Source organism: Alcanivorax sp. REN37 (assembly GCF_041102775.1).
GTDB classification, from domain to species: domain Bacteria; phylum Pseudomonadota; class Gammaproteobacteria; order Pseudomonadales; family Alcanivoracaceae; genus Isoalcanivorax; species Isoalcanivorax beigongshangi.
The window spans coordinates 1,963,384-1,976,911 of sequence record NZ_JBGCUO010000001.1 but is presented as its reverse complement, the minus strand read 5'-3'; the positions used below and the strand labels follow the sequence as shown (position 1 = coordinate 1,976,911).

Genomic DNA, 13,528 nt, shown 5'->3' with positions numbered 1-13,528 from the left:
GACGGGGCGGCTGATTACTGAGGCCGGTGTTGCTGCACCCGACGTGCGTGCTGGGCCAGCAACTCAATCACTTTACGGCAGTCGCGCTCGCGCAGGCGACTGCTGTCCACATGCAATGAAAAACCTTCCAACTCGGTATCCAGTTGCACCTGGGTCTGCTGCATCAGTGCTTTGCCGGCCTGGGCCAGCGCGCGCAGCACCCGTGGCCGCTCCTCTGCCGGCAGCCGCTGCAAATCCAAGTGCAGCGTGAAACCCTCGGTCTGCACCGCCGTGAAGCCGGTGCCTTGCAGGCGTTGGCTGAGGTGCTGCACTTCATAGACCGTCTGTGGCGCACTGAAACCTTTCACGTTCAGCGGCGCCAACTGGCGTGCGATCACGCGGTCGCGCACCAAATGGAAGGTGCGCTCGGAGATCAAAATGGTGCCCGGCCGCGCTGCGCCCTCCAGCCGGCTGGCGAGGTTCACGTCGGTGCCGAGAATGGTGTAGTCCATCCGCGATGGGGTGCCGAAATTGCCTACTGTGATGCTGCCGGAGTTGATGCCGATGCGGATCGCCAGTGTCTGGGTGACGCCTTCGCGGCGCCAGCGTTGCTGCAGCAACTGCATCTGCTGCTGCATTTCCAGCGCCATCGCCACGCAATTGAAGGCATCGTCGCGCAGCCCGCGGCTGGTGGGATCGCCGAAAAACACCACCAGCGCATCGCCGATGAATTTGTCCACGGTACCGCCATAGCGCAGCGCGATGCGGGTCATTTCAGTGAGATAGCTGTTCAGCACCCGGGTCAGGGTATCCAGTGGCAGTGCTTCCGAGAGCGCGCTGAAACCTTCGATATCAGAGAAAAACACCGTCAGCGGTCGGCGCCGGGTCTCCAGCCGCGCATCGCGGCGGCCGGAAAACAGCTGTCCCCAGATCTGGGGTGACAGATAGCGCGCCAGCTTGCGCGACAGTTCCACCGCCTGCCGTTGTTGTTGGGCCAAATGCTGCTGGGCAGCTCTGGCGGCTTGGGTCTGTTGATGGGCGAAACGGGCGCTGACGCCCACATAAGCGCCGAGGCCGAGCAGAGCGATGGCGGTCTGTGCCGCCGGCGTGGCGTCCGGCGGCATCCAGTACGGACCAAACACCAGCACGCCGAGGGCGCTGCCGAGCGCGGTCAGCAGCAGGTTCAGTAGCCAGGGGCGGATGCCGCCGCTGGTAACCGCGTTGGCGTGCACCATGATCAGCACGGTGGCCGACGGTACCGGCGCAAATTGCAGTGCTGGCAGGCACAGCCCGAGCATCAGCGCATCCAGCTGCATGAGCAGCGAGTGGGGTTCTTGTTGGCGGCGTTGCAGCGCCCATTGGGTCAGCGGCGGGTAGATCAGCAAGATGCCGGTGAGCACTATTTGCGCCGTGCCGAGGGCGCCCAGATACAGGCCGGCGGCCAAGGTGGCGGCGGCCACCAGGAAGGCGATCCAGCGTACCTGGATGGTCTGGCGTCGCAGCTGGGTTTGCGACACGGACAGGGGAGTGACGGCGGTCATGGCATCTCGGTACGGCAAGCAGCCCAGAGCTTAATCCACCGACGCTTGCCGTCAACCGCGCAGCAGACAGCAGGGGTGTTACAATCGCCGGCCTGTATCGGGCAGCCGGGGGACGCCCGGCCACGGAGGTGACGCATGGAGTTGTTGGATGCGCTGCGATCGCGGGTATCGGTGGGCCAGTTGGCTGAACCCGGCCCCAGCGCAGCACAATTGACGCAGATGCTGGAGGCGGCGCTGCGCGCGCCAGATCACGGTGTTTTGCGCCGGACCCGCTTTATGGTTGTCAGCGGCGCGGATCGGGCCCGACTCGGTGACTGGTTTGTAGCCGCCCAGCTGGCCCAGCAGCCAGAGACGTCCGCTGCCGCCTGCGCCAAGCTGCGCAGCAATCCGCTGCGCGCGCCGACGATTCTGATTGTGGTGGCCGATGTGCTCACCGGTGACCGTATTCCGGTAATCGACCAAGTGCTCACCGCTGGCGCAGCGGCCCAGAACATCCTGCTGGCGGCCCACGGTATGGGGCTCGGCGCCATGTGGCGCACCGGTGACATGGCCACCAATCCCCATCTCAAACGGCAACTCGGTTTTTCCGAACAAGCTGAGATCGTCGGCTTCCTGTACTTGGGAACGCCGAGCGGCTCAGTGAAGAAAGTGCCGGCGGAAGAGGTCGGCCCCTACCTGCGAGCACTGCCCCATGACTGACCTGACTGCGCTCACCGAGCGCATCTGCGACCGTATCCCGTTGACCCGTCAGCTCGGCTTCACGCTGGCCGAGCACCGCCCTGGCCAGTTGCGGATGACCGCGCCGTTGGCACCGCACATCAACGATAAAGGCACTTTTTTTGCTGGCAGCCAGTCGGCGCTGCTGACGCTGGCCGGCTGGTCGTTGACCACGCTGGAAGCAGAAGCGGTGAACAGCGATCTGGGCAACAACGTGGTGGCGGTGGAATCGTCTCTGCGTTACTTGGCGCCGCTGGCGGCGGATGCGGTGATCACTGCCCGCGCCAGCGATGATGCGTTGACGTTGTTCCGCGAACGCTACGCGCGCAAGGGCAAGGCGGTACTGATGCTGACCGTGACCCTGTGTGATCCGCACGGCAAGCTGGCGTCGGAGTTCGATGCCGTCTACTTGGCGCGCCGGGTTGACCCGGCGCACTGAAAAAGCAGCCGTCAGCGTTGCGTCCCCGAAAGGACTCGGGTAATCTACGCGCCCTCTGATGGTGGCCCGTTTGGTGCTCAAAAAGCCGTCAGAATCAGGCCGTTAGCGCGTTGCCTGAATTCTTCTCCGGTGAGGTGTCCGAGTGGTTGAAGGAGCACGCCTGGAAAGCGTGTATACGTTTATAGCGTATCGAGGGTTCGAATCCCTCCCTCACCGCCACACAAGAAAAGCCCGTGCACTGCACGGGCTTTTTTTTATGCCTGTTTGAGCGCGGCTGATCGGTGTCCGCCGCGCTCGCTTTTTCAGCGTGCCAAGAAACTGGCGGTGTCGGTCACCTCGCCATACATAAAAGCCAATGCCGCCATCTGCGCGGTGTGCACTTGGGCGGCGGGCACGGTGTGGCCGCCGAATTCCAGATCGCGGGTGGCGCAGGCGTCGTGCAGGGTAGTGGTGGTGTAGCCGAAATCCACTGCTGCGCGCACGGTGGCGTCGATGCACATGTGGCTCATGGCGCCGACCACCACGACTTCCGTGACACCAGCATCATCCAGCAGCTGCTTGAGTGCGGTCTCGCGGAACGAGTTGGCGAAGTTCTTCACGATCACGGTCTCACCGTCCTGCGGGGCGACCCGCTCATTGATGCGTACACCGTCACTGCCCGGTACGAAAATCGGGGCGTCCGGCCCCGGCATTTCGTGGCGGACGTGGATGACCAGATCGCCGTTGCTGCGTGCGGCGGCAATCACTTTGGCGGCGTTGGCAGCGGCGGCTTCGATGCCGACCAGCGGGAAGTTGCCTTGCGGGAAGTATTCATTCTGAATGTCGACCACGACGACAGCGCGTTGGCTCATGATGCTTGTCCTTGTTATAGCGGGATGGGTGTCAATGAAAACGTGGCCCGAGTGTGGGAGAGATGGGCAAGGGCGACGAGGGTCGCGATCGACATATTCAGGGTTGGAAACGACATATGAACCAAAGTCTGAGCATCGACATTGGCTTGGTGCTCTATCCCGGCGCGCAGCAGGCTGCGGTGCTGGGACTCACCGATTTGCTCGCCATGGCAAACCGCTTTGCGCCGCCCGAAGGGCCTCGGCTGCGGGTCGGCCATTGGCAGCATCAGGGCGTTGAGAGCAACCCGACGCGGGTGTTCGACAGCTTGCCCGGCGCCCAGCAACCGCTGGCGGCCTTGATCGTGCCGCCCACGCTGGACGATCCGGTGGACGCGGAAGCCGCTGCACGTTGGGCGGAGTGGCTGCGCCATCATCATCGCCAAGGTGCCATGCTCGGCTCGGTGTGTGCCGGCGCTTTCCTGCTCGGCGAAACCGGCTTGTTGGCCCAGCGCACTGTCACTACCCACTGGGCCTATGCCGAGCTGTTTCAGCGTCGTTTTCCGACGGCACTATTGGACGTAGACCGGTTGATCATTGATGACGGCGATATCGTTACCGCCGGCGGCGCCATGGCCTGGACCGATCTGGGGTTGCGGCTGGTGGACCGATTCCTCGGTGCCTCGGTGATGATCGAGACGGCTCGTATGCTGCTGATCGACCCGGCCGGCCGTGAACAGAGCTACTACAGTGCGTTCTCGCCGCCGCTGGCCCATGGCGATGCGGCAGTGCTGAAGGTGCAGCACTGGTTGCAGGCCACCCAGGCCCAGGATATCGCGCTGCCGGTACTGGCGGCCCAGGCGCAGCTGGAACCGCGCACCTTCCTGCGTCGCTTCCAGAAGGCCACTGGCATGACCACCACCGAATACTGCCAGCGGCTGCGGGTTGGGCGCGCCCGTGAACTGCTGCAATTCACGGCGCTGTCGGTGGAGCAGATTGCCTGGGATGTGGGCTACCGGGATGCCGGCGCATTTCGCAAGGTGTTCCGGCGTTTTGTTGGCTTGTCGCCCAGTGAGTGCCGGCACCGCTTCCACGGCAGTGCCGATCCGACACCGCGCTAGCGTCGCTGTGAGCATGCCCGAACGCCCGCCTGATGCGGGCGTTTTGCGTTGTAGGGCGCGGAATGCAGTAGCGGTGGGACACTAGGGCGTGTCGTCATCTATGCGCTAAATGAATGGGTGGCTATGACCACAATGCATTTAATCAATTCAGGGTGGCGCGCTATGCTCGGAACCTCTGATTACCGCCCAACGACTCCAATAAAAGGCGTTCCCATGGCAGAGATTTACCTGATCCGGCACGGCCAGGCGTCGTTCGGTGCAGAGAATTACGATCAGTTGTCAGAACTGGGCGCGCAGCAATCGCGTTGGCTGGGTGAGCACCTCCGCGAGCTTGATGTGTCAGTGGACGGCTTGCTGATGGGCGAACTGGCGCGGCACCGGCAAACCGCCGAAGCCCTGTGCGACGGCGCCGGGCTGCAGCTGCAGCCAGAAATCCACGCGGGCCTCAACGAGTTTGATTTCCAGTCGGTGGTCAACGCTTACCTTGCACAGAATCCAGTATTCGACCTGTCCGATAAACAAGCGTCGCCGAAGGTCTATTACCGGCTGCTGAAAGAGGCCATGAGCGCCTGGCAGCAGGGGCAGTTGGTGGCGGATCGGCTGCCTGAATCTTGGCAGCAATTTTCCCAGCGCGTGGCGGCGGTGCTTGACCATATTCGCGCCGCCCACGCTGACCGTCGACGGCTGTTGGTGGTGACCAGCGGCGGTGTGATCGCCATGTGCATGAAACACATGCTCGGTACCGATGACCGGCATGTGATCGAGCTTAACCTGCAGATCCGCAACAGTTCGGTGACCCAGGTGTTCTACAACCGCGACGTGTTGCGGCTGGCGGCGTTCAATCAGGTGGCGCACCTGGAACAGCCGCAGCGTCAACGCGCCATTACCTATAGTTGACCGGCCAGCGCCGGGCATCGGTTTCAGCAAGGAGAGAATCATGAATTTCCAATACAGCGAAAAAGTCGAAACGCTGCGTCTCAAAGTCCGCGAGTTCATCGAAAAGGAAGTGGTGCCGCAGTGGGAAACCTATTGCGAGCAACTCGCCGCTGACCGCTGGGCGACGCCGCCGGTAATGCGTGAAATGCAGGCCAAGGCGCGCGAGGCTGGGCTCTGGAACCTGTTCTTGCCGAAGGAATACGGTGATTACAGCGCCGGTCTCAGTAACCTTGAGTACGCGCCGCTGGCGGAAGAAATGGGCCGCTTCAAGCTGGCGGCTGAAGTGTTCAACTGCTCAGCGCCGGACACCGGCAACATGGAAGTGCTGGCCAAATACGGCAACGAGCAGCAAAAGAAACAATGGCTGGAGCCGCTGCTGCGCGGTGAGATCCGTTCAGCCTTTGCTATGACTGAGCCGGAAGTGGCGTCCTCGGATGCCACCAACATCCAGACCTCCATCCGCCGTGAGGGTGACGAGTACGTCATCAACGGCCGCAAGTTCTACATCTCCGGCCTCAACTGCCGCGATTGCAAAATCATGATCGTGATGGGCAAGAGCGACCCGGACAATCCCAACCGCCACCTGCAGCAGTCGCAGGTGCTGGTGCCCACCGACACCCCCGGAGTGATCATCAAGCGGCCGATGAACGTGCTCGGCTTCGATGACGCCCCAGAAGGCCACGCCGAAGTGATCTTCGACAACGTGCGGGTGCCGGTGGAAAACATCATCCTCGGTGAGGGACGCGGCTTTGAAATTGCTCAGGGTCGCCTCGGTCCAGGCCGCATCCACCACTGCATGCGCTTGATCGGTGCCGCGCAGAAGTCGTTCGAGCTGATGTGCAAGCGGGTCAACGACCGCGTGGTGTTCGGCCAGCCGATGAGCAAGCAAGGCTCGGTGCGGGAAGACATCGCCAAATCATTCTGCGAAATTGAGCAGGCGCGTTTGCTGACGCTGAAAGCAGCCGATGCCATGGATCGCCTAGGCAATAAAGGCGCTAAAGAGCTGATCGCCATGATCAAGATTGTGGCGCCGAACATGGCACTGAATGTGATCGACCGTGCCATCCAGGTGCACGGCGCGGTGGGCTTGAGCCAAGACCTGCCGCTGGCCAAGTTCTTTGCCTATGCCCGTACCCTGCGTCTGGCGGACGGTCCGGACCAAGTTCACATGATGCAGCTGGGCCGCAATCTGGCCGCCCAGTACGCTGAGTAATCACTGCAAGGATCACAGCATGTCGCAAGTCAACACGCTTGATGTCGAAACGCTCGGTGCTTACCTCGCCGAGCACGTGCCGGGCTTCCGTGGCCCGCTGACCGCCACCAAGTTCGATGGCGGTCAGTCGAACCCCACTTTCAAGCTGGAGGCGGCGTCTGGCCAGTACGTGCTGCGTCGCCAGCCGCCGGGCAAGCTGCTGCCCTCGGCGCATGCGGTGGACCGCGAATTCCGCGTGATGCAGGCGCTCAAGAACACCGACGTGCCGGTGCCGACCATGATTCACCTGTGCGAAGACCGCGAGGTGATCGGCTCCATGTTCTACGTGATGGAGTTCTGCCCGGGCCGCATCTACTGGGCGCCGTCGCTGGAAGATTTCGATAACGCCAGCCGCAGCGCCATGTACGACGAGATGAACCGGGTGATGGCGGCGCTGCACAGCGTCGATGTGGAGGCAGTCGGGTTGGCTGATTACGGCCGCCCGGGCAGCTACTTCGAGCGTCAGCTCGGTCGTTGGAGCAAGCAATACCGGGCGTCCGAGCTGCGCCGCATCGAGGCCATGGAAGACCTGATGGCGTGGCTGGAGCAGAACCTGCCCGCCGATGACGGCCAAGTATCGCTGGTGCACGGTGACTTCCGCCTCGACAACATGATGTGGGCCGCTGACCAGCCGAAGGTGATTGCAGTGCTGGACTGGGAGCTGTCCACCCTCGGCCACCCGTTGGCGGATCTGGCTTATCAGTGCATGCAGTTGCGCATGCCAGCCGGCAGTGCTGGCGGTTCGCTGCGTGGGCTCGGCGGTCTCGATCGCGCTGCGCTCGGCATCCCGTCAGAAAAAGAATATGTGGCGGCGTACTGCCGGCGTCGCGGCCTCAGTGGCATCGACCACTGGGAGTTTTATCTGGCGTTCAGCTTCTTCCGCCTCGCCGCCATCGCCCAAGGCGTGGCCAAGCGCGCGCAGGACGGCAACGCCAGCAGCGCTCAAGCGCAGCAGGCCGGCTCGGTGGTGGAGCCGCTGGCGCAAGCGGCAATGGATATTGTTACCCACGGTGCTTAAGCACCGTGCCGATCGACAAGGAGAATTGAATCATGGCAACTCAACTGTTTGATCTGACCGGCAAAGTTGCGCTGGTAACCGGCGCCAGCCGTGGTATCGGTGAAGCCATTGCCCGGCTGCTGGCGGAGCAGGGCGCGCTGGTGATCGTGTCCAGCCGCAAACTGGAAGATTGTGAGGCGGTGGCGGCAGACATTCGCGCCCAGGGTGGGAAGGCGGAGGCGCTGGCCTGCCACATCGGCGAGATGGCACAGATCGAAGCCGCGTTCGCCGCTCTGCGCGAGCGCCACGGGCGGCTCGATATCTTGGTCAACAACGCGGCCGCCAACCCGTACTTTGGCCACATTCTTGATACGCCGGTGGAAGCGTTCGATAAAACCATGGACGTGAACATGCGCGGCTACTTCTACATGTCAGTGGAGGGCGCCAAGCTGATGCGTGAGAGCGGTGGCGGTGCCATCGTCAACACTGCCTCCGTGAATGGCCTCACTCCGGGCATGCTGCAGGGCGTGTACTCGGTGACCAAGGCCGCAGTGATCAGCATGACCAAAGCCTTCGCCCAGGAGTGCGCGGAGTTCAATATTCGTGTCAACGCGCTGCTGCCGGGTCTCACCAAGACCAAGTTTGCCGGGGCGCTGTTTACCCACGAAAACATCTACAACGAAGCGGTGTCGAAAATTCCGCTCAAGCGCCATGCGGAACCGGCGGAAATGGCGGGCACCGTGCTTTACCTGGTGTCCGACGCGTCCAGTTATGTCACTGGCGAATGCGTGGTGGTGGACGGCGGCTTGACCATCTGACCTGACGAGGACTGCAGGATGCAACGCGACCCATTATTGGATTTTTCTGGCCAAGTGGCCTTGGTAACCGGGGCCGCCAGCGGCTTGGGCCGTGCGCTGTCGGAAGCACTGGCGTTACGCGGTGCACGGTTGGTGGCCAGCGATATTGATGAAGCCGGCCTCGAAGCGCTGGCGGCGGATCTCACCGCCGCCGGTGCGGAAGTGGTCACGGAAGTGGCGGATGTGTCCACCGAAGCGACCGCTGAGCGGTTGGTCGCGGTGGCGGTGGAACGCTTTGGCAGTCTTGAGCTGGCGGTGAATAATGCTGGCATTGGCCATCCGTTTACCGCTTTCGAAGACATCACTGAAGCCATGTTCGACCGGCAGATCGCAGTCAACGTGCGCAGTGTGCTGTTTGGTATGAAGCATCAGCTGCGGCAGATGACCGGGCAGGGACGTGGCACCATTCTTAACGTCAGCTCCATGGCCGGTCTGAATGGCGCACCGAAGATCGGTGCCTATGCCGCCGCCAAGCACGCGGTGGTCGGCATGACGCGCACCGCGGCGGTGGAGCATGCCCGCGCCGGGCTACGCATCAACGCCATCTGCCCCTACTACACCCATACTCCGCTGGTGGACAACGCGGTGCTGGTACCCGGTGGCGACACCGCTGACGCCCATGCGCTGCTGGAGTCCGGTTGTCCGATGCGGCGGTTAGGCCAGCCTTCGGAAATCATCGCCGTGATGTTGATGTTGTTGTCACCCGGCAACACCTTCATGACTGGCCAAGCGATTGCCGTGGACGGCGGTGTGTCAGCACTGTGACGGTCCGGCGGCGCGCCGTCCGGTGCGCCGCTTCCGCCGCCCTCCGCAGTGATGCGGTGGGCGGCTTCCTGCTGCTCTCCACGATGTTGTGAACTCCTTGTGAGCGGCTGCCCGTTGCTGTGCGGCGCAGGCGCGGTCCTGAGTGATCCGCGGTGGTGCGCGGCGGCTGTGAACCGGGCGGGCTGGCCTTAACAGACATGGGTGCGGCGACCTGATGACCACTGCGGTCACTGAAGCCGAGTGCCATACCCAGGCTGCAACGGCGGTGACTGGCAGTGCTTGTCAGCGCCCAGAGCCACTGCCAAGCTGGCGCTTCCTAGCCGCTTGAGCCGCCATCATGAGCACCGTCTACTACACCGCTTCCAGTCTCGACGGCTTTCTTGCCACCGAAGACGACAGCCTCGAATGGCTGTTCCCGCTCGGCACTCTGCAGCATTCTAGTTTTCCTGATTTCATTGCCGGCGTGGGCGCCTTGGCGATGGGTGCGGCCACCTATCAATGGTTGTTGGACCACGGCGATGCAGTGCTGGCGGAGACTGGCTCAGCGTGGCCGTATCAGGCACCGACCTGGGTGTTCAGTCACCGGCCGCTGCCGGCGATTGCTGGTGCGACGCTGCATTTCGTGCAGGGCGACGTGCGTCCGGTGCACGCTGCTATGCAGAGCGCGGCGGGCGAGCGCCAATTATGGATTGTGGGCGGCGGTGACCTGGCCGGTCAGTTCTACGACGCTGGGCTGCTGGATGAGCTGGTGATCCAAATCGGCTCCGCCACGCTGGGTAGCGGCAAGCCGTTGCTGCCGCGCCGCATTCTGAGTCCGACGCTGCAACTGCAGTCGGTGCAGCAGCAAGGCGCTGGCATGGTCGAGCTGCGTTACCGCGTCCAGCGCGACGCTTGAGCTGGTTTGCGGCAGGCAAAAAAAGAGCGCTCCGGAGAGCGCTCTTTTTAGGTCGCAGCCGGCATCACGCCGTCGGCAGGTCCTTGCGGGCGTAGGGGGAACCGAGTGGCACCCCGGACAGCTTACGCACCAGTACATAGAACAGCGGAATGAAGAAGATCGCCAGTACGGTTGCGGTGAACATGCCCCAGAACACGCCAGTGCCGATGGCCTGACGCGCGGCCGCGCCGGCGCCGGTGGACAGCATCAGCGGGGTCACCCCCAGCATGAACGCCGCCGACGTCATCAGGATCGGGCGCAGACGCATGCGCACCGCTTCCAGCGTGGCATGCAGCAGCGACTGGCCAGCGTCTTCCATGTCTTTGGAGAATTCCGCAATCAGGATCGCGTTTTTCGCCGACAGCCCGATGGTGGTCAGCAGCCCCACCTGGAAGAACACGTCGTTAGCCAGTTCCCGATAGCTGGCGCCCAGCACCGCACCGAGCACCCCGAGCGGAATCACCAGTACCACTGCGAACGGGATCGACCAGCTCTCATACAGCGCTGCCAGACACAGCAGCACCACCAAGATCGACAGCGCGTACAGTGCCGGCGCTTGGTTGCCGGATTGCTTTTCCTGGTAAGAGAGGCCGGTCCACTCGTAGCCGATGCCAAGCGGCAGGGTGTCAGCAATGCGCTCCATGGTGGCCATTGCATCACCGGTACTGAAGCCCGGCGCCGCGTTGCCCTGGATGTTCATCGAAGACACACCGTTATAGCGCTCCAGCTGCTGGGCACCGTAGGTCCATTCGCCGGTGGCGAAGGCAGAGAACGGCACCATCTCACCCTGATTGTTGCGCACGTACCAGTGACGTAGGTCCTCCGGCATCATGCGGAAGCGCGCGTCGGACTGGACGTACACTTTCTTCACCCGGCCACGGTCAACAAAGTCGTTGACGTAGTTGGAGCCCCAAGCGATCGACAGCGTACTGTTGATGTCCGACAGCGACAGGCCGAGCGCTTGCGCCTTGGCTTGGTCCACTTCGATCTGGTACTGCGACGCATCTTCCTGGCCGTTGGGGCGCACCGCGATCAGGCTGGGTTCGCCGGCCGCTTTGCGGAACAGCTCGTTACGTGCTGCCAGCAGTGCATCGTGACCGAGGCCGCCGCGGTCTTGCAGCTGGAAGTTGAAGCCGCTGGCCACCCCCAATGCCGGAATCGACGGCGGGTTGAGCACAAACACCTGCGCTTCACGGATGGTGCCGGCGAACTTACCGGCGCGCTCGATAATCTGCTGCACGCTGTCATTGTCGCCGCGCTTATCCCAGTCTTTCAGACGGATGAACGCCAAGCCCATGTTTTGACCACGGCCAGAGAAGCTGAAGCCAGTGATGCCGAACATCGATTCCACGCCGTCCTGCTCTTCTTCAGCGAAGTAGCGCTGCATCTTGGCAATCACTTCCTGCGTCTGCTCCATCGACGCACCCGGCTGCAACTGCACCTGAGCCAGCACGATGCCTTGATCCTCGTCCGGCAGGAAGCCGGTGGGCATGCGGTTGAAGGCGAATGCCAGCACCGCCACGATGCCGGCGTACACCAGCAGGAAGCGCAGTCGATGGGTGACGATGTAGGACACGCTGTCGCGGTACTTGTTGGTGGTCTTATCGAACGAGCGGTTGAACCAGCCGAAGAACCCGCGCTTCTCATGATGATTGGCTTTCAGCGGCTTGAGCATGGTGGCGCACAGCGCCGGCGTGAGCACGATGGCCACCACCACCGACAGCACCATGGCAGACACGATGGTGATCGAGAACTGGCGGTAGATGGCGCCGGTGGAACCGGGGAAGAATGCCATCGGGACAAATACCGCCGACAGCACCAAGGCAATACCGACCAGCGCGCCGGTGATCTGGCCCATGGATTTGCGCGTGGCTTCCCGTGGCGACAGGCCGTCTTCGGCCATCACCCGTTCCACGTTTTCCACCACCACGATGGCGTCATCCACCAAGAGCCCGATGGCGAGCACCATGCCGAACATGGTGAGGGTGTTGATCGAGTAGCCGAATGCCGCTAGCACCCCGAAAGTACCTAGCAACACCACCGGTACCGCCAGCGTTGGAATCAGCGTGGCGCGGAAGTTCTGCAGGAACAGGAACATCACCAAGAACACCAGCAGGATCGCCTCGAACAGCGTCTTCACCACTTCCTTGATGGAGATTTGCACGAACGGCGTGGTGTCGTAGGGGAACACCACCTCCAATCCATTGGGGAAGAAGGCTTCCAACTCGGCAATGCGTTCACGTACCGCCTTGGCGGTGTTCAGAGCGTTGGCGCCAGTCGCCAAGTTGATGCCGATGCCCGCCGCCGGCAAACCGTTATAGCGGCTTTCGATGGCGTAGTTTTCCGAGCCCAGCTCCACCCGCGCCACATCTTTCAGGCGCACTTGCGAGCCGTCGGCCTGTACACGCAGCAGGATGTTGCCGAACTGCTCCGGTGATTCGAGCCGGGTCTGGGCGATGATGGTGGCGGAAATCTGCTGGCCGGCCACAGCCGGCGCGCCGCCGATCTGGCCGCCGGGCACTTGGTTGTTTTGTACCTGGATCGCTTGCAGCACATCCTGCGGCGTGACCGCGAACGCATTCATCTGCTCGGCATCAAGCCAGATGCGCATCGAGTAGGGCGCACCGAACAACTGCACCTGGCCGACACCCGGCACCCGGCTGAGCGGGTCGAGCACGTTGGAGGCCACGTAGTCGGCAATGTCGGCCCGGTCGAGGCTGCCGCCGGAGGCGATGAAGCCGGCCACCATCAGGAACGAGTCGGACGACTTGCTGACCTGCACGCCGAGGTTTTGCACCTGTTGCGGCAGCAGCGGCAGTGCCCGTTGCAGCTTGTTCTGCACCTGCACCTGAGCGATGTCCGGATCGGTGCCCGGCGCGAAGGTGAGGATGGTCTGGGCACTGCCGGTGGAATCACTGGTGGAGCGCAGGTAGAGCAGTCCGTCGAGACCGTTCATTTGCTGCTCGATCACCTGGGTCACCGAATCTTCCAGTGTCTTTGCCGAGGCACCGGTGTAGGTGGAGCGAATCGTCACCTCCGGTGGCGCCACCGTGGGGTACTGCTCCACCGGCAGCTGCATGATCGACAGCGAGCCGGCCAACATGATGATGATCGCAATCACCCAGGCAAAGATGGGGCGATCAATGAAGAACTTGGCCATGGG

12 protein-coding genes and 1 tRNA gene are annotated in these 13,528 nt (G+C 62.7%); 10 read left to right on the top strand and 3 right to left on the bottom strand.

Annotated features, from left to right (window positions below; genetic code table 11):
- Positions 1-14: 14 nt before the first annotated feature.
- Positions 15-1,520, bottom strand: a complete 1,506-nt coding sequence (locus AB5I84_RS09000; protein ID WP_369455518.1) for an adenylate/guanylate cyclase domain-containing protein — start codon at positions 1,518-1,520, stop codon at positions 15-17.
- A gap of 135 nt (positions 1,521-1,655) precedes the next feature.
- Between AB5I84_RS09000 and AB5I84_RS08995 the strand changes: the two genes are divergently transcribed.
- The 3 genes from AB5I84_RS08995 to AB5I84_RS08985 all read left to right on the top strand — a co-directional run bounded on the left by AB5I84_RS08995 (position 1,656) and on the right by AB5I84_RS08985 (position 2,895).
- Entirely contained in the window at positions 1,656-2,219 is a 564-nt protein-coding gene (locus tag AB5I84_RS08995; protein WP_369455517.1) for a nitroreductase family protein, read from the top strand.
- Positions 2,212-2,676 (top strand): YiiD C-terminal domain-containing protein, encoded by a 465-nt coding sequence (locus AB5I84_RS08990; RefSeq protein WP_369455516.1) that lies wholly within the window; start codon positions 2,212-2,214, stop codon positions 2,674-2,676. Before AB5I84_RS08995 ends, AB5I84_RS08990 begins: the two co-directional genes overlap by 8 nt.
- Before the next feature lie 128 nt (positions 2,677-2,804).
- A tRNA-Ser gene (locus tag AB5I84_RS08985) sits at positions 2,805-2,895 on the top strand.
- An 83-nt stretch (positions 2,896-2,978) separates the two neighbouring features.
- On the opposite strand, the gene AB5I84_RS08980 is transcribed toward AB5I84_RS08985, so the two are convergent.
- Positions 2,979-3,527 carry a cysteine hydrolase family protein gene (locus AB5I84_RS08980; protein ID WP_369455515.1) on the bottom strand — a complete coding sequence of 183 codons (549 nt, stop codon included), beginning with the start codon at positions 3,525-3,527 and terminating at the stop codon, positions 2,979-2,981.
- Positions 3,528-3,643: 116 nt separating this feature from the next.
- On the opposite strand from AB5I84_RS08980, the gene AB5I84_RS08975 reads away from it, so the two are divergent.
- The 7 genes from AB5I84_RS08975 (at position 3,644) to AB5I84_RS08945 (ending at position 10,326) form a co-directional block, all read left to right on the top strand.
- Positions 3,644-4,624 (top strand): GlxA family transcriptional regulator, encoded by a 981-nt coding sequence (locus tag AB5I84_RS08975; protein WP_369455514.1) that lies wholly within the window; start codon positions 3,644-3,646, stop codon positions 4,622-4,624.
- A gap of 213 nt (positions 4,625-4,837) precedes the next feature.
- The gene (locus AB5I84_RS08970; RefSeq protein ID WP_369455513.1) at positions 4,838-5,521 is read left to right on the top strand and encodes a histidine phosphatase family protein; all 684 of its coding nucleotides are present in this window, start codon (positions 4,838-4,840) and stop codon (positions 5,519-5,521) included.
- A gap of 40 nt (positions 5,522-5,561) precedes the next feature.
- Positions 5,562-6,773: an acyl-CoA dehydrogenase family protein gene (locus AB5I84_RS08965; RefSeq protein WP_369455512.1), complete on the top strand. Its 1,212-nt coding sequence runs from the start codon at positions 5,562-5,564 to the stop codon at positions 6,771-6,773.
- Positions 6,774-6,792: 19 nt separating this feature from the next.
- Positions 6,793-7,830, top strand: coding sequence for a phosphotransferase (locus tag AB5I84_RS08960; RefSeq protein ID WP_369455511.1), 1,038 nt, complete (start codon positions 6,793-6,795; stop codon positions 7,828-7,830).
- A 32-nt stretch (positions 7,831-7,862) separates the two neighbouring features.
- Positions 7,863-8,627 (top strand): SDR family oxidoreductase, encoded by a 765-nt coding sequence (locus AB5I84_RS08955; RefSeq protein WP_369455510.1) that lies wholly within the window; start codon positions 7,863-7,865, stop codon positions 8,625-8,627.
- A gap of 18 nt (positions 8,628-8,645) precedes the next feature.
- On the top strand, positions 8,646-9,431 hold the full coding sequence (locus AB5I84_RS08950; protein ID WP_369455509.1) for an SDR family NAD(P)-dependent oxidoreductase: 786 nt from the start codon (positions 8,646-8,648) through the stop codon (positions 9,429-9,431).
- Between the two features lie 337 nt (positions 9,432-9,768).
- Positions 9,769-10,326 (top strand): dihydrofolate reductase family protein, encoded by a 558-nt coding sequence (locus tag AB5I84_RS08945; RefSeq protein WP_369455508.1) that lies wholly within the window; start codon positions 9,769-9,771, stop codon positions 10,324-10,326.
- 64 nt (positions 10,327-10,390) lie between these two features.
- Here AB5I84_RS08945 and AB5I84_RS08940 read toward each other — a convergent pair whose 3' ends face one another.
- Positions 10,391-13,525, bottom strand: a complete 3,135-nt coding sequence (locus AB5I84_RS08940) for an efflux RND transporter permease subunit (RefSeq protein WP_369455507.1) — start codon at positions 13,523-13,525, stop codon at positions 10,391-10,393.
- Positions 13,526-13,528: the final 3 nt, after the last annotated feature.